The sequence below is a fragment of the Paenibacillus mendelii genome (assembly GCF_024498075.1).
GTDB lineage: Bacteria > Bacillota > Bacilli > Paenibacillales > Paenibacillaceae > Paenibacillus_Z > Paenibacillus_Z mendelii.
Genome location: NZ_JANHOF010000012.1, coordinates 130,367 through 151,190, shown reverse-complemented (window position 1 = coordinate 151,190; position 20,824 = coordinate 130,367). Strand labels below are relative to the sequence as shown.

At 51.4% G+C, this 20,824-nt stretch carries 16 protein-coding genes; 1 reads left to right on the top strand and 15 read right to left on the bottom strand.

All coding sequences use genetic code 11. From position 1 onward, the window contains the following. Positions 1-4 precede the first annotated feature (4 nt). The 15 genes from NNL21_RS26740 to NNL21_RS26670 all read right to left on the bottom strand — a co-directional run bounded on the left by NNL21_RS26740 (position 5) and on the right by NNL21_RS26670 (position 19,818). Positions 5-1,918: an exo-alpha-sialidase gene (locus NNL21_RS26740; RefSeq protein ID WP_204821345.1), complete on the bottom strand. Its 1,914-nt coding sequence runs from the start codon at positions 1,916-1,918 to the stop codon at positions 5-7. A gap of 18 nt (positions 1,919-1,936) precedes the next feature. Continuing rightward, positions 1,937-2,305, bottom strand: coding sequence for a hypothetical protein (locus NNL21_RS26735; RefSeq protein ID WP_256555497.1), 369 nt, complete (start codon positions 2,303-2,305; stop codon positions 1,937-1,939). Between the two features lie 37 nt (positions 2,306-2,342). Beyond that, entirely contained in the window at positions 2,343-4,811 is a 2,469-nt protein-coding gene (locus NNL21_RS26730) for a glycosyl hydrolase (RefSeq protein WP_256555496.1), read from the bottom strand. 50 nt (positions 4,812-4,861) lie between these two features. Further along, positions 4,862-6,646 carry a right-handed parallel beta-helix repeat-containing protein gene (locus tag NNL21_RS26725; RefSeq protein ID WP_204821346.1) on the bottom strand — a complete coding sequence of 595 codons (1,785 nt, stop codon included), beginning with the start codon at positions 6,644-6,646 and terminating at the stop codon, positions 4,862-4,864. A gap of 92 nt (positions 6,647-6,738) precedes the next feature. Beyond that, positions 6,739-8,337, bottom strand: a complete 1,599-nt coding sequence (locus NNL21_RS26720; protein WP_204821347.1) for an extracellular solute-binding protein — start codon at positions 8,335-8,337, stop codon at positions 6,739-6,741. Positions 8,338-8,361: 24 nt separating this feature from the next. Beyond that, complete coding sequence (locus tag NNL21_RS26715) at positions 8,362-9,300, bottom strand: carbohydrate ABC transporter permease (RefSeq protein ID WP_204821348.1); 939 nt, start codon at positions 9,298-9,300, stop codon at positions 8,362-8,364. Beyond that, positions 9,294-10,190 carry an ABC transporter permease gene (locus NNL21_RS26710; protein WP_256555495.1) on the bottom strand — a complete coding sequence of 299 codons (897 nt, stop codon included), beginning with the start codon at positions 10,188-10,190 and terminating at the stop codon, positions 9,294-9,296. Before NNL21_RS26710 ends, NNL21_RS26715 begins: the two co-directional genes overlap by 7 nt. Positions 10,191-10,305: 115 nt before the next feature. After that, the gene (locus tag NNL21_RS26705) at positions 10,306-11,925 is read right to left on the bottom strand and encodes a response regulator (RefSeq protein WP_204821349.1); all 1,620 of its coding nucleotides are present in this window, start codon (positions 11,923-11,925) and stop codon (positions 10,306-10,308) included. 12 nt (positions 11,926-11,937) lie between these two features. After that, positions 11,938-14,712, bottom strand: coding sequence for a sensor histidine kinase (locus tag NNL21_RS26700; RefSeq protein ID WP_204821350.1), 2,775 nt, complete (start codon positions 14,710-14,712; stop codon positions 11,938-11,940). Between the two features lie 238 nt (positions 14,713-14,950). Continuing rightward, positions 14,951-15,265 carry a DMT family transporter gene (locus tag NNL21_RS26695; RefSeq protein WP_204821351.1) on the bottom strand — a complete coding sequence of 105 codons (315 nt, stop codon included), beginning with the start codon at positions 15,263-15,265 and terminating at the stop codon, positions 14,951-14,953. Continuing rightward, positions 15,265-15,615 carry a DMT family transporter gene (locus NNL21_RS26690; RefSeq protein ID WP_256555493.1) on the bottom strand — a complete coding sequence of 117 codons (351 nt, stop codon included), beginning with the start codon at positions 15,613-15,615 and terminating at the stop codon, positions 15,265-15,267. Before NNL21_RS26690 ends, NNL21_RS26695 begins: the two co-directional genes overlap by 1 nt. Beyond that, positions 15,584-16,378, bottom strand: coding sequence for a MerR family transcriptional regulator (locus NNL21_RS26685; protein ID WP_204821352.1), 795 nt, complete (start codon positions 16,376-16,378; stop codon positions 15,584-15,586). The genes NNL21_RS26690 and NNL21_RS26685 overlap by 32 nt, the downstream gene beginning before the upstream one ends. A 233-nt stretch (positions 16,379-16,611) precedes the next feature. Next, a complete protein-coding gene (locus NNL21_RS26680) occupies positions 16,612-17,589 on the bottom strand; it encodes a 2,3-diaminopropionate biosynthesis protein SbnB (RefSeq protein ID WP_204821353.1) in 978 nt (325 codons plus the stop codon). 27 nt (positions 17,590-17,616) lie between these two features. After that, positions 17,617-18,579, bottom strand: coding sequence for a 2,3-diaminopropionate biosynthesis protein SbnA (gene sbnA, locus NNL21_RS26675; protein WP_309145357.1), 963 nt, complete (start codon positions 18,577-18,579; stop codon positions 17,617-17,619). A 12-nt stretch (positions 18,580-18,591) separates the two neighbouring features. After that, on the bottom strand, positions 18,592-19,818 hold the full coding sequence (locus NNL21_RS26670; RefSeq protein ID WP_256555492.1) for a phenylacetate--CoA ligase family protein: 1,227 nt from the start codon (positions 19,816-19,818) through the stop codon (positions 18,592-18,594). 195 nt (positions 19,819-20,013) lie between these two features. On the opposite strand from NNL21_RS26670, the gene NNL21_RS26665 reads away from it, so the two are divergent. Further along, the gene (locus NNL21_RS26665; RefSeq protein ID WP_204821354.1) at positions 20,014-20,814 is read left to right on the top strand and encodes a YheC/YheD family protein; all 801 of its coding nucleotides are present in this window, start codon (positions 20,014-20,016) and stop codon (positions 20,812-20,814) included. The last annotated feature ends 10 nt before the right edge of the window (positions 20,815-20,824 follow it).

Here is a 20,824-nt window from a genome sequence, read left to right as displayed (position 1 = left end):
AGATTTAAGTCCAGAAATCCATAGAATCACAGATCATGGCACCATCAATAAGCTCAAGTGTCACCGCATGGTAACCATAGGGAACATCGCCGCTTTCAAACACGATAGCCGACTCCTGGTCCGATGGATCCCTTAAGTCAATCGTTGCAGTCAGCTCTCCGTCCAGATATAGCTTGACCAGACCCAGCTCGCTTCCTCTTGGACTCCAGATCTGAAACCGGCTGCCGATATAGTTCCACTTGACCCTGCTGCCTGGAACATTCGTGTAATGACCCGCTCCAAACCGCAGTTGGCCGCTCTCCATGCGCTTCCAGCCCTCCGGTTCCATGGATTCGGAAGGCTTCATCGGAGCCTCCCCTGCACCGATCAACCCTTCCGAGCTTAAATAGGTCAATTTGCCAGATGTACCCGTCCGATCCAGCTTCATGCATGTCACATGCATGTGACTCCCTTTGCCGGCGAGCAGCCCGATCTTCCCGCTCCTGATCCCGAGGGTTCCCTGCCACACGGCTTCTCCATTAATCGTAATACTAGATCCCGATCGCTCGTACCCAATACAGATCGAATCCGAGACTTCAACAGCTGGCGCATACGTTCCGCTCGATAGCAGAATGCTGCTTCCCTCGGCATCCGTATCGATCAAGCTCCACTTCCCGTCCGCCCAACGTAACTCCATCCTATTCCTTGCCATGAGCGGATGCAGCGAAGCGCCAGCTGTTGTGATGTCGGGACCGATCGGACTATCATAAGCCCACAGCACCGACTTCTCGCCGCCCGAATGCAGCTTTGCCTCCAGAACGAATTGTTCATACTCCTGCTGAATGAAGGAAAGTGCAGGCCCATTAGGTGCAGACAACCAGAAGCTGTCATTGCCGTCAATCTCATTCCAATCGCATTCCGCATAATTAATCGTACCCTGATCGGTATCCGGCGCTGACTTCGCGGGATACATGACGCGCAATCGCCCGTCTTGCTCCAACAGGCCTGCTAATGTCTGCCCCCATATGCCCTGCTGCTCATGCTCCAGATCTTCCGAATGCCAGAGGGACCCATACTTCTCGATAAGCCATGCGCTGGCGAGATGGGCTTGATTCTTCTCTGCTTTGTAGATGACCTGGAAATTGCGGTTCAGAGCAAGCGATGTAAACGGGCAATACACATACCGGTCATCTTGGAAGGCTGGGAAAAATTCCGTGATCGGGGGATGAAACGTCTTGCTTTGCGGATAGACGAGCAGTTCCGGAGCTGAATAAGGCCCTTCCGGCTGCTTAGCTGTCATACTGACCAGCGCCCATGTGCCGCCCCAATTTCTAGGTGTGCTCATCATCGCGATAATGAGCCAATCCTGCTCCCGCTTAATGAGCGAGGAAGCATACACCCGTTTATATTTGCCTCCCAGCAATGGTTGTCGGGTCTCTTGATGAATGGGCGTATCCGATATAATAAAGGGACCTTCCGGCGAAGAAGCGCTTGCATAGCCGATTCCGCCATCGGTATTGGCAGATGTAGCCCACCCAAACAGCGCATGGTACACACCTTGGTCATAGACCACGCACATGTCGGCAGCACCTCCGCGCATGCCCTCCTCACTGTCATAGGAATGCTTGCTCCCCTCTAACATAAGTCCGACTTCCTGCCAGGTTAATCCCTCATCGTCTGATCTGTACGCGATGCAGTGCAAGCTCTGATCCGGGTCCTTAATCGACCAATACCCTTTGTAATAAAGCGAAATATACATATATAACCGATTCGATACCGGATCTCTGAATAGGGAACCGTTCACCGGCCATTCGAATGGGTATTGCCCTCTATAGATGGGATTGTGGGTATGCCTTCGAAACGTATCGAACGAAGGGTCGCCGATCACAGGATGTCTGAACCATTCGTTCTTATAGCGTTGACTCGCGTAATTGCGCACGGTAATTCCTCCTGAGCGTTAGGTTAAGAATAAATTGATGGGACTTGTCAGTCCATACGGCTTCACAACGTAATTCGGCTCCAGCCTGGAACCTTCGCGGTTAAAATACGTCCAATCCACCCACACATTATGAGTCCCCTTCTGGTGAAACGGTCCGAACAGATTGCGTGGACTTCCCATCACTTCAATGTCGATTCGGTTGCTGCCCTCGACCAGCCAAGGAGTCAGATCTACCCGGCCGGCTTCCCGCCAAGGGACCTGCGCCGCAGTCCTTCCATTCACGCGAACCTCCATCGTAACCGCATCATAGGTTCCGAATTCCATCACAACACCCGGAGCTGCATCACCCGGCTTATAGGCATACGTGTAATCGAAGTGGTAGATCATGCTTCCGCAATAATGAAAATACCCCTGTAAGCCCCAATCACTGCTCCGCCTGCTCGAGAACCAGGAACACATCGCGTTCGGGAACCGCTTGAACTTCAAAGCTGTAACGCAGCGCTATCCGCGTTTCGTTAGCCGGATGGGGTTCATCGATCCACTTGTATCTTTGAGGCAGCCCATTGTAGTGAACCTGACGCATGCCAAGCAAATCCCGTACATGCTTCTGTGCCTCCCATACGAACATTGTCTCCGACCAATCGTCTTCTTCCAGTCGATAGGAGCATGTATCCAAGAGCAGGGCGTTAGGCATCGTCCGACTGAACGTGCTGACCGGTCCCAGCATCGCATCGCATAGACGTAATTCATGGGTTTGCGCGTAAGAAAATGTGCTTAACGCTGCCTTCGGCTGCGAATCCTTATGGATCACATACAGCCTGGAGCCTGCCGGACCGAAATTAGCGATGAAGCTCATCCCATCCTTGCGAATCTCCGCCCCCATTTCCTTCGTCTCTCCCGTCAATAAATCCCATTGCTCCAGGCGCCCGACGCGGGCCAGCGCAATCTCCACCTCTTGCCCCGCATTCCGGTCGTTATTCACAACGAACAAGGCATAGCAATCCGGCATTTCTTTCAAATAGTACAGAAACTCGGGCGCTTCGCCCGACGTTCTCCTGCGGATGCTAACCTGACGGGGCAATACACTCTCCAGCATCGAGCAGAGCTCCGCTTCATTCCCAACGATTCGCATCCCTTCATGCGAATATAAGGTATAAACCTCATCCGAGAGCTCACCGTCTATTCTGGTAATTCCTTGCCCCACCGAGATCACCGTACCGCCCGCATCCATGAATGCCAGCAGCAGCTTCATCGTACTCCCCAGCAGAGTATGCAGCCTTGGAAGCACAACAACCCGATAGCCGGCATAATTCACGAAGAATGAACCGTCCGTCACATGACCCTTCTCTTCAATAATCGTTTCATCACCGAAATCAAAGTCATAGTGGAAGCCGAGCATCGTCCGGATTAACTTATCGAACCCTTCTTCATAACGGTTGGCGCGAAGCAGATTGGGATCCTCCCAGCCCTTATACACATAAGGATCGCAGCCGATCATCGTCCATAGGGTAGAGGACGGGTGGATGACAAGCACATCCCTGACCGCTATTCCTTCCGTCATCACGGCGGAGATCCGGGCGAAGTAATCCTCCGTCACATGATTGTATTTCCACCAGCTCGTATTGTAGTTAAATACCGGAGGGAAATCCCGCTTGCGGCACCCCTTGAGGCTGTATAAGGATAAGTGCTGGCAGCGTACGTTAACCCCCAAGGCAAACTGCCAATCGCCCACCCATTTCTGCCCTTCGAAGGTGAAATCCCACCCGCAGCAGCCGTACATCTCCGACAGCACGACCGGCCGGCGGTATTGATTGGCTACGCTGGTACACTGCTTTACGGTTATATACTCATCCGCCTGCTCGCCCAGCAGATCGATCCCCGGAACTTGCTGGTAGCGGTAGTGAGGCATGATGGCACCGCTCACCCTCGTCCCGATACCCAAATTGTGTTCGATTAAATAATGCCCCGTATAAGCAATTTCATTGTCCTCGCACCACTGGCCGAGCTGCTGCGAGTATGCTGCGCAGAACCGGTCCGTAATCGTTCTCCAGTAATCATGCCTCGTCTTCGCCGAGTGCTCGCCATGGAAGAATAAATACGGAAGCAACGGCTCCAGCTCATACCCTCTTCTTTCCTGGAAATAAGATGCAAATTCATCCGTCCATGGGAGCCAAGGCCGTGTATATACGGAGTGAAAATCCGCGATGCTCGGCTCATCGGTGAAAATGCCGGGAACGGTTTTGCCGAATTCATCGCCTATTACCGCTTTATAAGGCTCATGCGTGCCCTCGATAAAAGCCGCCACCGCATCCGGATTGAGATTATCGACGGGTGACTCGTCATTAAACCACTCGCAGGGACCTGATATTTCCCTCCGTAAGACGAGCCATACTTCCCCATCCAGTAAGAGATCCGGATCGGTTTGCTCCACCTGACGGCAATGGTGAAGAACATCCCCTTCAACCGATGCCGCAAATATAGCGATGATACCGCTAGTAACCTCTTGTTTATGTCCGGCGGTTACCTCCATCGTTAGCGCCTTGGAGCGGTAAGCATCACCTCCAAGTCTGGGCACCGATCCTCCCGCTCCTCCGGATGGGAAGCGGTCTTCATCGTACAGCCACGCCTTCATCCCGGCGGCTTTGGCTTCGGCAACAGCGGCCTGAATGCAGGCCATCCATTCCTCGCCCATATATTCGGTTTCGAGTCCTTCACGGGAGTGCATGAAGAACCCTCCCATCCCCTGCTTACTCATCTCTTGAATTTGCGCCTTGATCTCATCTGCCGACATCCGGTCATTCCATGACCAGAACGGGAGTGAGCGGTACGCCGTGGACGGCTGTTTAAACTGTTCGAGCAGGCCTGCGGCGACAGGCATTCCAACATCTTTCATTCCGACTCTCCCCTAATCGATCAAGCACAGCTCGATTTGATCATTCGTGTTTATGGCGTTACAAGACGCGGATTCCAATCCACGGCGGCTTCATCCGCTGCACGGATGACGAAGGAAATGACATCCCCGGCTTTTACGGAGAGGCTCAGTTCATGCTGTGCCTTCTTACTTCCCTTCACCGCTTCGTCCCATAGCATGTCGTTGTTTTTAAGAATGCTTACTTGTGCTGATGCAGTTGAACCGGCGGATAGCTGCACCTTCCCGGTTATGGTGATCTCACCTTCAATCGGAGAGATCCACTCGCGCAGGGCATCAATTCCCCCAGCCGTTTGCATCTCATGATCGCTAATGACGATCTTACCCGTCGCTCCCTTCCATTGTCCCGAGCCGCGATCCCAGCTCATCGCCGAGCGTATTCCTTCTTTCACCTGCTCGTAATGCCACCCGTTACCACCCTGGATGTTGGAGTAGCCCGCAGAAGCATCGTTTACGGTTCTGCCATCGCTCAGTTGAATGCGATTGTCTTGGATATGATAGGATTCTTGATTGATGCGGCCCGGCCAGTACTCATTGAATTGCGGCGTCATCTCCGCGATCATGTTCAATGGCTGCTGGAGATCCTTTAACACAATCGTATTCCCGGAGAGGGTCCCCCCATTGTCCAAATTGTTGGCATGGACGAGAAAAGCAGCGTGAAGCTTGCCGTCCTGCTTGATCCCGTTATTCACGAAGCGGTTATTGATCAAGCTGGTATTGACATTCTCGATCCCGTTAGACCATTGCGGGTTGCGGTAATACATGACGGCCTCGTCGTCATTGTCATGAATGTAACTGTTCTGCACCGTGACATCTTTATTCAGCCCTTCGTAATCGATGCCTACGCCGTCAGGCGAGTCGGGCGAAACCGTATAGGCGATTTCTACATTATCAACGGTGAATTGATGGACGGCATTCAGCGCCAGCCCGGCCGTCCCCCAAGTCATGCCATGACTGCCAGTGCGCAAAATTTGACTATTCGTGAAGCTGCCCTTTGGCTGACCGGCATGATCATAGTTAATCCCGGTAAAGATAACGCCTTCACGGTAAGAGTCCGTAGCCGTGATCGAATCGACTTCAACATGGTCCGCATGTCGGATTTCCAGCGGTGCATCCGTTCTTTCGAACGTACAGTTTCGGATCGTCACATTCTGAAGCCGTTCTCCCGAATTCAGGAAGGTAAATATACCAACCGAATATGGCATGATCACGAGCTCAGGCACCCGATTCTCCGCTGCTGGATACGGCGTAAGCGGCCAGTTCGTAATATCGTGGATATAGCAATCCTCCACCCAAAGACCGTCACGCACGCCTTCATCCCCGTTTACATAGACGATTCCACTTTTGGAATTCGCAATCTCAAGCCCTATAATCCTCCAGCCCGCCGTACTTTCCAGCTTGATCGCGTACAATAGGCCGTTCTTGGCTGCATCATCCGGATAGGAAGCCGAGATCGCTTCCGGTGAAGCATAGGGAGAGATAACCGGCCGTTCTCCCGTGCCGTAAGCCGATAACGTAATCCAATTGGCGGATGTGCCGCTCCCCCGCAAATATAACGTTTCTCCAACCCAGGTATCCCCGCGCTTTAACATAACCGATTGTCCAGGCAGGAAGGTCTGGGACGAGGCTCTGCTTAATGTCCGCCAAGGCTCCTCCACCGTACCGGGGCCGTTGTCGTCCGCATTAGGATCCGAAGAACTTATATAGTAGGTATTCTGCGTAACCGGTTCATCCTTCGACCCTTCACACCCGCAGAGCAGAGCAACGACCAGCAGGGAGAACCATAACGATAACTTCATAACGATCCCCTCGATTCTCCGATCTGTAATCAGACAAACAACCGAGGAAGGATGGAGCTAAGGGCTCTCTCCTTCCTCGGTTCATTCGCCGATTATTTCAGATTGCTCATGGTTTCTTTTACGTACTGCTGTGTTTTCGCATATCCCGCGTCGTTCATCTCTTTGATCATTTCCGCCCAGCCTGCATCGACTTCCTTCTCGCCACTGACGATCATAATGGAATACCGCTCGGCAATATCAAGCAGCTTCTGGCCGATCTCCGAGAATTCCGCCGGGAAGTCAAGCACGTTGGCTATGTCGGACATGACTAGATTTTTGTTAATATAGGCGTCTTGCTTGTCTGCAATCTCTGGATTTTTATTGAACCCGTTGTTGCTCAGCACCTCAATTTTGTCCCCGTTGAATTGGAACAGATTCCCGAAGTATTGACCTACGTTGTACAATCCCTTTAATTCTCCGCCGACCGGCGCAAATGTATCTGCCGGCTCCTTCGCTCTGTTCTCCAGGTTGGGAACGATGGTTTCCCCATCCTTGGTATAATGCACGCCCTCAATACCGAAATAAGTGAGGTTCCTTCCTTCGGGACTATAAATATAATCCAGCAGCTGCACCACTCTTTCCGGATCCTTCGTCTGTGAGGAGATGCTCCATCCTCCCCAGAAGCCGCCGAAGGAATGTACGCCGCCCGGTCCGCCCGGTCCATCTGGAGGTGTCAGTACATCGACGACCGCATCCCGGTTAACGAGACCGATTTGTTCAATAACGCCGTCGGCCTTCACGCCGCTGTTAGTAATCATGACGCCGGCTTTGCCGGAATAGAAGGCCTCTTCCTTCTGCGCATCATCATTCAGGAAATATTCCTTCTGGATATATCCGGCTTTGTACTGCTCCTGCATCCAAGCCAGGAACTGTTTGTACGATTCGGTCGCATACCCCGGTTCGTACTCGCCTGCTTCATTCAGGTTCCATTCCGGCTTCACGCCAAAACCGGTATAGATCACGTTCAACCAGTCTCTAATCTTGGAGGCCGTCATGCCGACCGTATCCTTCTTGTTGTTGCCGTCGGGATCATTCTCCGTGAAGGCTTTGATCATAGCCGTGAATTGCTCGATATTCGTCGGTTCCTCTAATTGCAGCTTGTCGAGCCAATCCTTGCGGTAATAAATCGCATGATTGTTGGATACGGTAACGACCGGTACGAAATAATAATGGCCATTGATTTTCAGATTCTTATATAGCCCGTTATCCAGCAGCTTCTTCAGATTCGGCGCCTTGTCCAGATACTTATCGAGCTCCAGAACAACGCCGCTGTCTACCCAGCTTTTATATTCGGGCATCGTAGTGAGATAGAAGAATAGATCCGGTGCTTCGCCGGTATTGATCTTAAGCGCAAGCTTCTCCATCCACCCTTCCCATGGCGCCCCCTGCCTGCTTAACGAGACATTGAACCTGTTCTCCAGCTCCTTCAGAATGCTGTCATTCGTAACGCCGTCCCACTTCTGAAAATCATGCGCATACATCGACAATTCAACCTTCTCTTGCTTCGGCTCAGTCCCTTCCTCATTCGATTGCGGGGACGGCGAATTTGAAGTGGTTTCATTGACTTTATTGCCGCCGTTGCTCGAGCAGCCAAGCACCATACTGGTCATCATCACTGCGATTAAAGCTGTCATGACCCACTTTCTTTTCATCTGAACCCCTCCGTATTGTTTCACTTATTGTTTAATAGAGCCTAACAAAACACCCTTTACGAAATGCTTCTGCATAAACGGGTAGACAAGGATGATCGGCAGCGTCGCTACCATAATGATCGCCATCTTAATGTTGATAATCAGCTTGTATGAATCGCTCTCGAACATGCCCTTGCCGATCGTATCCATATTCCCGAGAATGAGAAACTCCCGAAGTATATTTTGGATCGGATACAAGCTCGCTTTATCGACGAAAATAACCGCCGTAAACCAATCATTCCATTTGCCGACTCCATAGAATAGGGCCAATGTAGAAATAATCGGCATCGATAACGGGATGAATATGTTGACGAGAATGTACAGATGCCCCGCTCCGTCGATTCTCGCCGCTTCCTCCAAGCTGTCGGGAATCTGCTTGAAGAAATTCAGCATCAAGATGGCGCTAAAGCCGGAGAACGCTCCCGGAATAATGTAGACCAGTATGTTGTTAAGGAGACCCAAATATTTGATTAACAAATAGTGTGGAATCAATCCCCCGCTGAACAGCATCGTAATGATGATAAACAGCATCATGGCGTTCCGGCCCTTCAAATACGAGCGGGAAAGCGGATAGGCGGTGATGGCGGTAATGGCCAAGTGAAGCAATGTAGAGGCCATCACAATAAACACCGTAATCAGAAAGCTCCGGTGAATCTTCGGATCGCTCAGAAGAACGCCATAGGAAGAGAACGAGATATCGACCGGGAACATGATGAACTTATTATTCAAATAAGACTGGTAGCTTGTAATCGATACGACGAACACATGCCAGAAGGGAAGGATCGTGACCAATCCGAAGAAGGCCAACAGTCCGTAGTTGCATACGTTAAATAGGAATTCGCCGATGTTCATTGAACCGGAACGCGATTTTCGTTTGAGGGGGCGCTCCGTCAGGTGTCGTGGCGATTGCTTGGGATCTACCATATGCCCGATCCCCCCAACGCTTTGGCGATTTTATTTGTAATGAGAATCAGGATTAAGGCGATTAAGGATTTGAACAATCCCAGTGCCGTCGCCAAGCTGTATTTCCCGGATAACAATCCGATGCGGAACACATACGTGTCGATGATATCGGCCGATTCATAGACTAGCGGGCTGTACAGATTGAATATTTGATCGAAGCCCGCGTTTAGTATGCCGCTCAGACTCAGGATCAACATGATGCTGATGGCAACCGAGATACCCGGAAGCGTAATATAGATCAATCTTTTCCAGCGGTTTGCACCGTCGATCATGGCAGCTTCGTATTGTTCGGGGTCGACGCCTGCAAGCGCTGCCAAATAAATGATCGTTCCCCACCCGGCCTCCTTCAGGATGTCCGAGACAATCAGCATGGGAACAAAATAGGTATTGCTGGTCAAGAATGGGATGGGCTCAAAGCCGAATAGCTGAATGACCTGATTGACGATTCCGCTCTCCGTGGTAAGGAACACCTTTAATATCCCGGCAATGATGACCCAAGAGATGAAATGAGGCAGATAAATAACGGTTTGAATCGTGCGTTTAAAAGCCGTCTTTCGAACTTCATTGAGCATCAGGGCCAATATTATGGGAACCGGAAATCCGAATAACAGCCGCAGCAGACTGATTTTCAACGTATTCCATGTGACGGTCTGGAAATAAGAATCTGCGAATAGCTTCTCGAAGTGCTTCATTCCCACCCAGGGACTGTTCATAATCCCTTTAATAATACTGAAATCCTTGAATGCAAGAACAATTCCATACATCGGGGCATAGCTGAATATAATCAGATAGATGACACCCGGCAGCAGCATGAGATACAGCATCTTTTGTTTGCTTATATGACTTATCAACCCTCACCCTTCCCCTTTCTCTAGCTCAAACGTACCCCATTGGCTAAATATAAGGGAATGGGAGGAAAACAAATATGCACCTCATTCTAGATTATGTGTCGTATTTTTAGCTCCTTCACTTTCCTCTTTGCTTGAACTCCTTGGGAGAGATGCCCTCAATCTTCTTGAACATTTTACAGAAATGCCTGTAGTCGTTGTAACCGACCGATTGTCCCACCTCATACACCTTCTGCTTATCTTGCTTGAGTAAAACCTTAGCCTGATCCATGCGGATCTGGCTAAGGTACGTCGTAAAGGTAAGCCCCGTCTCCTGCTTGAACAACCAGCTAAAGTAAGAAGGATTAACATATAGCCGGGCCGCTATATCTGCCAAGACAATATCATTCATATAATGCTCGCCCACATATTCCTTCGCCTGACGAACCAGATTGCGGCCTGCGCCCGGGTCAGCCCGATCGATCTCGTCTTTGATCTCTTTTATTTTCCGTTTGGCGAAGGACAGGATATGCTCCAGATCGGTAAGGGCGGTCATCGCGATATCGTCCATGATATTCATTTCCCACTCGCTGCCTTGCTCCGACACATAGCCGCATACCGAATAGAGCGTTTGAGCTGCTGCATGTTTAACCGTGGTGTAGGGAATGTTCCGCTGCTCCGCTATTTCAGCAAACATGTCCTCGAAGATAAGATCCAGGTCGCCGCTGCCAAGCGAGATATACGTCATCAGTCTTTTCTCGGCCTGCTTGATGAACTGAAATTGCTGCGGGGTCAGCCCAACCAGCGGGGGCACATCATGAATCATATTCATGGAAGTCGGCCCGCTGTAGAAACGATAATCCAATGCTTCGCTTGCTTGTCTATACGAGACAGGCACGCGCTCCGCCTCCTTCACCAGACCGCCGATTCCCGCCGAGAATGAAGCTCCGTTCCATACGGCCGGGAGCAAATCCAATAATGTGCCTAGCGATTTCGCGACCCTGTCTAATGCTTCCGCTTCCGCCATTTCTCCGTCACCCATTTGTACCAGTAAGACCAGCCGTCCTTGATCGTCAACCCCGCTCAACGTCGCATCCCCGTCCAGTGGATGAGAGGCCTGCGAGATTGCATCCTGCATATGCAGCCATGCCTCTTTGTTGAATCCGCTTTCAAGCTTGCTTTCATAGCTTCCCAAGTTATCGATATCGACTACCGCGCACACATAGCTGATCTCCCCTTGCGACGCTCCGGTAAAGGCTTCCATATTCAGCTTGTTCACGCTGCGTCCATGCACCCAATCGCTCAGTTGCTTCTGCAGGAGGATGGACCGGCTTTCCGCCACTGCCTGGAGCAAGGCATTCTTCTCCTCACGCTCCCGCTGCTCCTTATCGAGCAACTCCCTCAATTGGAGAAAGACCTCTGCCAGCTTCTCCCGCTTTAAAGGCTTGAGAATGTACTGAAATACCCCGTATTCGAGCGATTGCCGGGCGTATTCAAAGTCGCTGAAGCCCGTCAGCACGACGATCTTCACGTCCGGCTTCGCGGCTTTGACCAACCGTGCCAGCTCCAATCCGTCCATGACGGGCATGCGTACATCGGTCATAATAACATCCACATCGTTCTGCATAATGTAGTCCAATGCCTTTCTCCCATTGACGGCTTCGCCGCATACGGCGAACCCCCAATTCTCCCATTGAATGCTGCTCACCAGGCCTTTGCGTATGATGGCCTCATCCTCAACAATAAACAGCTTGTTCATCCGATATCCCCCTTATTCTTCATCTCTATGGACGACAGGCAGTACGACGGTAACGATTGTCCCTTCATTCACCTTACTCGTGATTCGCAGACCGTATTCATCGCCGAACATCAGCTTGATCCGCTCATTTACATTCAATAATCCGATGCTGCGCGACGGTTCAGAGTACCAGTTGCTGAAGCGCTCCCGCAGCTCCGACAGCCTCTCCGTCTGAATGCCCAGACCATTGTCGATAATTTGCAGGTATAGCCGGTTATCCTCGATATAGCCGCCGATCTCGATGGTTCCCGCATCCTCCATCAGCTCGATCCCATGGTAGATCGCATTCTCAATAATCGGCTGCAGCACCAGCTTCATCGTTTTATAGCGTTTCGGATCGACTTGAGTATTCCACTGCACATTAAGCTTCTCGTTATAACGGATTTTCTGAATGGTAATGTACGCTTCCGCATGCTGCAGCTCTTCATCCAATCCGACGATATTCTGCCCCCGGTTAATCCCGATCCGGAACAGATCGGCAAGCGAGGTCATCATGGTTACCGCTTTATCGTTCTCGTTCTGAATAACGAGCCAGTTGATCGATTCGAAGGTGTTGTACAGAAAATGGGGATTGATTTGCGATTGCAGTGCGTTTAATTCCGCTTCCCGCTTCTTCGTCTCCATCTCCTGTTCACGATTCTTGGATTGGGTAATCTCTTCGATGAGACCCTGCAGCCGGTCCAGCATCCCGTTGAAGCTATGGCCCAGAATTTCGATCTCATCTCCGCTCTTCTCGCGAAACCGGGAGCCGAAATTGCCCTCCTTCACTTCCCGAATGACCTGCATAAGCGATTGGACCGGCCTCACGAATGCACGGGAGCTTAACATGCTTACAATGACCAGAACAAGTGTCATCATCGAGATGACAATCAGATTATAGAGGATCAGATCGTACTTGGAGCCGAGCAGCTCACCTTCGGGGACAATCGCATGAATGCTCCACTCGCTGAAGGTGAGATCCTTATCGGCCATGAGCACCTTATCTCCGGTTGATAGAAGCGGAATTTGATCTTCATGTGAGTTAATCAATTGCATATCGTTCGATGAAAGAATGAGACCGTCCCTGTTCTTGATATAGATGATGCCTTTATCGCTTATCCGGACGTCCTTATAGACTTGGCTTAATAACGTTTCATTGATGTTCAGCTTGATGTATCCGATTGGTACGGCAAACCCTTCCTTGAACAGGATGTTCCCCTTAATTTCATGAATCAAGGAGAATACCTTGTTCTGAAAGGCATCGGAATACGTATCGACCCATGTCATATTCTGCTTCAAGTAAGGCGCTTCCCATGAATTCCTCTCGTTAATATTCGAAGAGGAGTACAGCAGCTTCCAATTGATATTATAGATTTCGATGCTGTTTAATCCCGCATGATAGGTCGATTTCTTCATAATTTCATCCGTAATCGCCTGCATCCTCTTCAGATACTCTTCCGTCTGCCCCGGAACAGGCGCCACCAGCAGCTCCTGGACATTAGCGTTCGTAATCATATATTTAACGTTGCGAATATGCCGGTTCATCAGCATGTCGATACCGGAAGCGGCTTGAACGAGGGGTTGGCGGAAGGACTGCTCCAGCTGGCTTTCCACCGTGTTCACCGTTTTCTGATATAAGAGCAAGCTGAGGACAAGCATGGGAAGAATGACGACACCTATATAGAAAACGAATAGTTTATTGCCGAACCTTATGGAATGAATCCATTTCAAGAAGCCCCTGCTCTGCAGATCAAAGCCAGGCAGCGGTGAACGAATATCCATCCCCTTCAAGTGAACGGCATTCTTCATCGAACGAATGCGCAGCGTCAATCCCCGGGAGGCGATCAGAGCCGTGGCCGCACAAATAACAATCATGATGCTGACGCACAGAATGATGAACCAAAAGATGCTATGTAAAGGCTGGACGATGTTCTTCTCGGAGACGGCATTGATCATATACCAATCGGAGAAGCTCGATTTCATATAAATCAGGCGGGTATCCCCTGTGGTAAGACTCCCTTCCGATTTGCTCTCTTCGCTCCAATTAACCGACGGGTATGGATTATCCAGCTTCTCCGAGGACGCATTCCAGGCAGCGTGATTGAGGGGATCGACTGCGTAGACGAGCCCGCCCGTAGGACTAGTCATGATGGAAGCCGTCGATACGTAGCAGAGAACGATGATATCGTTGACTTGATAAGATGAGATTCTTTTCGCCAGTATAATCAGATTCCCCGATTCAACCATATTGCTTAATTTAGGATTCCGGGCTTGAGCCGCTTGTATATCGTCTGCCCTCAGCAGCATGTATTGATCATCCTGCAAATGGTGCAGCTTCTCTTGATAGATGGGGAGCTGCCTAAATTTGCCGTACGACAGCAGACCTAACCTCGAGCCCGAAGAAAAGTCCTGAAACTCAGACAGCACGGCGATTCCCTGAATGGCATCATTGTTAGACATGGAGATCTTCAGCCATTTCTCCACTTCAGAAGCGTCCTCGTAGCGCTGGAACGAGGTTTTGGCCGAAGCATCGAAGACATGGCTTAAGGATTTATTGTCCTGCAGAATACCGGCCGATTGATTCACATCCTCGACAATGGTCATTAAGCTTCGATCGATTTGCTTTAATTCATTAATTAAATACTTCTCGGTTTCGTCGATCAGAATTCGCGCAGCAACACTATACGAGATAATGCCGATGACGATGGAAATGCTTACAATCATGATTAAAGAGGTGGATAACAGCTTATTAAAAATAGATCTGCCCATGTCACGATCTCCTCGCAGGATTCGTCTATACGCTGTAAACCATGAACGCCATTAATACGAATTATTCTAGCGGTAAATGTTAAAATCTGCACGAACAAAATAATTGGACTCTTCATTCTCCGCATCGTGCAGGAAAAAACCCAGCCTCATTCGGGCTGGGTTGTCCTGTTGCGGGCATCCGTGACTGTACACATTCATTCACTGCCACCGCAAAATATTCAAATGGCACAATCCTTGCTTAGCTGACCATCTTCAAGCCCACGACTGCGACAATAACGCCAATAATGCAGCCGACGCGCAGCCAGCTCTTCGACTCCTTGAAGAAGGTCATCCCGACAATGGCGGCTCCGACCGTTCCGATTCCTGTCCACACCGCATAAGCCGTTGCCAGCGGTATGGTTTCCATTGCCGCAACGAGCAACTGGAAGCTAATGAGGAATCCGCCGATCAGGATGATGTTATTGGTCCAGTTGTTATTATGGGCTACACGTTTGATACCGATTACCCCAATAACCTCCAACAATCCCGCCGCAATGAGCAGCATCCAATTCATCAAGCCTCACTTCCCTTAGCCGATAATTTCAAGCCAATGATGCACGCTAACAACAGGAGGATGAATATTATTCGCAGCGCGCTTACGGCACCGCCAGACATCACGATTTCCACGATCGTCGTCCCAAGCGTCCCCATTCCCGCAAACACGGCGTATACCGTACCAACCGGCAATACCTTCGCGGCCCTAATAATCAAATCGAAGCTTATCAGCAGGGAAACGAGAACGACAAGACCATTGATAGACTCGTATTTGAACCCGCTTGCCCACACGATCTCCAATAAGCCTCCCAATATCACATACGTCCATGCGCGCGCCTCACTTATCCCCTTGTCCATGATGACTGCCATCGCCGTCTCCTTCCTGCGGATTCTGCAAATACCAATCCACGATTGAGTCGATATAATTCATAACATCGGCATCCATTCCGTATACTTTGCTTTCCATTCCTTCTTCGGGGCGAATCAAAGACCAATACTTGTCGATGAGCTGCTCATCCTGCTGAAACCACGCCATGGACACCTCTACGATTTGCGCCGCGAGATCCTGAGAAACGCTAGAGGACGGAGGCTCATGCAGATGCTCCTTCACCTTCCGAATTAACCTGGCCCACTCCATGTTGCGGGGATCATTGGCGCTCAAGTCCGGCAGTTCTTTAATGATCTTAATTTCATGATCCGTGAAGTGCTGGGCAAGAAACGCTTCCCTTGGCTCCGAGGGAGACCGCAGCGCCTTAATGAACAGAAAGATATCCTCCGCCTCGACCTCTCCCTTCATCTCGAAGGCATATCTTGCCGTCTGCAGCAGCCTCTCCATCTCATCCAGGCGCTTCTTTTCTTCCGCCACCGCCGCCAGTTCAAATTCCAGATACGTTCTCCAGCGGTCCTCCTGCGATTCTTTTCCTGCGGACAACAATTCCTTAATGGAGGCCAGCGTAAAGCCCAGCTCCTTCAAGGCCGTTATATGCTGAAGCACTCGGAGCTCTTCATTCGAATAGTACCGATAGCCCGATTCGGCCACCTTTGCAGGCTTTAATAGCCCGATCTCGTCATAATATCTCAACGTTCTTATGGATATGTTCGTCTTCTCGGACAGCTGCCCAATGCTGTACATCAAAGCTCCCCCCTCTCAACCCTAAGTATAAAGTCTTCCGTATACGTGAGAGTCAAGTTTTTTCACGAAAGACGGAATTCGTTGGACATACAAACATCCACAACCTTATGCGGCTGTGGATGTTTGCGGTGAGGGGCCGGACAAGCTTCAGCTGAATCCGGCTTAGAAACTTCAGGGTTAACAGTTGAGGGATTGCCTTCAAGCAGCTTCGGATAACAGGCTACTCCAGCCGGCTAATCGCCGCTGTCCTCCAGCAGCACACCATGCCCCAGCTGCCCTGCTTGCCGGAGGTAATACCCGGCGATGGCGATATCGAACACACCAAGTCCCATCGGGTTGAAAAATACCGGCGCCTCCTCGGCAATCTCCGCCAACCCCTCCCGGCACACGACATCCGCCAGTGTGCGAACATCGGATTCATGCAAACCGAATTGATGATGTAGCTGCTGAATATCGGTGTTCTCACGGCATACCTCCTGCCAGTCGTCCACAATCACCGACTTTATCCTCGCAACACTTTCCGGCTTGTAATCCCTCAGCGATACGTTAAGCAGCAGTGCCCCCGCCGGCGGCACCTCATCGATATAACGCTCCGCCGATACGGTGCATGTAGCGGTTACGTTTGAATTCCGATACAGCTCTCTCCAGTCCTCCGCAATGGCCGTGATTGCCCGCAGATGCTCGGGTACTGTGCTTCGTTCGATCCCCTTCAAATCATACAGTATGACCTGCTTCAGCCTGCTTCCGAATAAGTCCGCGCACATATCGAGATGCAGACGGCCGATCGGTCCCCATCCGATAATGCCGAGCCTAAGATCCGCAGATCTTCTCGCTTCCATGTACGCGTGCAGCATCACCCCGCTGACAGCCGCCGCCCGCAATCCATTCAGCAGACCGCTATGGATGAACGCTTCAGGCCTGCCCGTCACAGTATCGTTAAGAATAATCGTATTATGCGCCCGAGGCAGACCGTAACGGCCGTTGCCCGGAAATCCGGCAATCCACTTGATACCCGCTAATTCAGTAGATCCGCCTACGAAGGCGGGCATTGCAATGATCCGATTGGCTGGATCATGAAACCGCAAATAGGTTTTCAGCGGATGGACGCATTCCCCTCTATCACTTGTCCGTACAACATCTTCGATGATGCCGGTGAGATGCCGCCAATTCATCCCGATGTCGCGGATATGGCCATCATTCAAATAAATCATCCTGTCACCCCCTATGCAAGGAAGGAACTATATCGATTCCAAGCCCAGCTCCTGTCGTACCCATTCGTCATTGTATACCGTATTCAAGTACCGCTCGCCGCGATCCGGAAGAATCGCAGCGCATACAGACCCGTTCGGGATGCCGCCGCTGAGACGGCGGATCGCCTCGATTACGCCTCCGGAGGACGCCCCGGCCAAGATCGCCTCGTGCCGGACTAATTCCCGGCAGCCCCGCACGCAGTCGGCATCCGATATATTTACAACGAGATCCGCCATATCATGCGCATATAGATCCGGTATCATTGCAGCGCCAAGTCCCGGAAACCTTCTCTTCCCGCTCCCTCCGCCGAACAGGATGCTGCCTTCCGCATCGACCGCAACGATCTTCGTCGGCCACTTGCGGCTTCGTATATATTCCATGCAGCCGCGTATCGTGCCGCATGAGCTGACCCCGCAGAACAAATAGTCGACCGTCTCAAGCTGATCACCGATCTCCTTCATCGTGGTTTCTCTATGGGCCAGCGCATTGTCCGGATTTCCGTACTGGTTCGTCCAATACGCCCCCGGCAGCTGCTGCAGCAGCTCCTTCACCCTGCGAATCCGTGCGGGCAGAAATTCACCCGTCAGCCCATCCGGCTGCGTCACCAGATCAATCTCTCCGCCGAAGCTGCGTATAATTTGCTTGTGCTGCTCCGTCGTCCGCGGATCCACCACACAGATGAATCGGAGGCCCAGGTAGCGGCACAGCTGTGCCAGACTGATGGCTAAATTGCCGGAGCTCGATTCCACAATGACGCTCTTGCTCGTAACCTCCCCACGCCGGATCGCTTCGCGAAGCATATACAAGGCAGGCCTGTCTTTGGCGCTGCCTCCTGGATTCATCCACTCCAGCTTGCCGTAGACATCGAACGGCTCATGACGGAACAGGTGCCGCAGCCGGATTAGCGGCGTGCGGCCGATTGCTTCGGTTATGCCTCCATCAAGCTTCACAATTATCCGCCCTTACGTAAAAAATATTTTTTTGTTTTTCACGGAGCTGCGGCTAAGTGAATCATCGAAGCTCCGTCCGATGACCTGAATGCTGCCCAGAATGCCGTTTTTGATCATCAGGCCAATTTCGGGAATCCGGTGCTCCACTTGCTCGCGAATGCTCCCCAGCACCTCATCCGCTGCATTCGGGCCGTATACATGGATGCGCAGCGTATTCCCGCTCACCTCCACGCGGACCCCGGCTTCGCTTAGATAACGATAGACCACGTCTTCGATGTCATAGATGCTTATTTTTTCGCCATGCTTCAAGTCCGGACCGATTCGTTTCACAATGCCTTGAAAGCTTTGCCGAAGCGTGCCGTCCACCAGAATTGGGCGCAGATCGCGCACCACATCGTAGGTGACATAACGCAAGGCGGGAAACGAGTCTCTTACCGTGGAGGTCAATACGAGCACCTGCTCTTCTTCTGCTGACAGCGGTTCGACTCCCTCCCCGAGCGCTTCCGCGCTTATACCTTCGGCGATAATCCCGTCCGCAAACAAATATCGCCCATGGCGGTGGGAGAAATAGGCGATTGTGCCGATCTCGATAGAGCCATACGTATCCGTTATTTGCTCTGCGCCAATGTTCAATCGTTCCGATACCCGCCGCATCCAGCCGGGCGAAGCGATTTCGCCGACCAGAATAACATGACGAATGCCCAGTGCAGCCGGATCCTCCGCAGCGAGCAAGATGCGATCCATAATCGAGGGCATCGTATACAGCACCTCCGGCTTGACCTGTTCCAATTGTTCGATATGCTGCTCAATTGGCAGCTGAAACGATAACGAGCCGACCTCCATCCCTAATCGGCGGAATACCTCGACAGCCGTCGCTTCCGCATGTCCCGTCCCCATATCGGCTAATGCCGTCCGATAGTTATAGGGTTCAAGAATGGCCCGGAATACGTCCAGCTTAATGCGCAGGTAAGCCTCCTCATCCTGCTCCGAGTAATAGATTGTTTTGCGCCGTCCGGAGCTCGTACCCGAGGTCCGGTATTGGTTTAGTTGGTTAAGCTTCGCTAACGGATTGCGATCCGTATAATAATGAGATTCAAGAACGGAGGCTGTCATTAACGGGAGCTGCTCCAAAGCCGCATCATCCGCCCCGCCCTGGCTCTCCTGCAAATTGAGCTGCTGGATATACCATGGGAAGCGCTGCCCCATCAGATCGATCATTTCCTTCCAAGCCAAAGTCAATGGTCCTCACTCCCCTCCGTGCATGACAAGCTAGATCCGGCACAATTGCGGATGGTATACGATATGTCGGCTTGCCGCATGGCGTTCTTTGTTGTTTGAACCACAAATAAGTCTTTCATGATGATCGCCAATGCCCGGCTTGCTTCGTATGATGGTAGAACAACATCTTTTTCTGGAAATGAGGGGAATGCCTCCATGAATAAGAAGAAGAGCGGCAAACAAGCCGTATCCAGCAAGCTAACGAAGACGAAAGTCGTGCTGCACAGCAAGGAATTGGCAAGGCATGTTCCGTCCACCCGGCCGTTCAGTCGAGACCGGCTGCTTACCATGCTGGAATGCTGCCGGATGGTTTACGTGAAGCCGGATACGGGTTCCCAAGGGATCGGCGTCATTCGGGTCGAGAAAAAGGAAGGCGGCTTCCGCTATCAGAGCGGATCACGCAAGCATGAATTTTCGACCTTCCAAGCGATGTTCACATCCATTCAGCGGAGAATAGGTAGCAGACGCTACCTGATCCAGAAGGGCATTCATGTGCTGCGGTACAGCGGTCGGCCGTTTGACTTTCGCATTATGATCCAGAAGAATCCCTCCAGGAAGTGGGAATGCACCGGAACAGCCGCCCGTGTTGCCCATCCGCGAAAAATCGTTTCGAACGGGAGCCAGGGAGGCACCATCTTTCAAGCACGGACGCTTATGAATCCGATTGTAGGCCAAGAAAAAACGGCTCGTCTCCTGAGGCATATGAATCAATTGGCGAGGCTGACTGCTGCTCAGTTTAGCCGCGTCTACCCCGCCATGAACGAGCTCGGACTTGATATCGCCGTGGACCGCAGCCTGAAGCCATGGATTCTGGAGGTCAATACCCGCCCTGATCCCTGCCCGTTCACCAAGCTGGACAATCCGGCGAGCATCCGTAAAATCGTAAGATACGCAAGAGCGTATGGACGTAGCTATTGTTTAACCTGCTCCAAGGCCAAGAAAGCGCCTGGGCGCTGAGGTTAAGGCA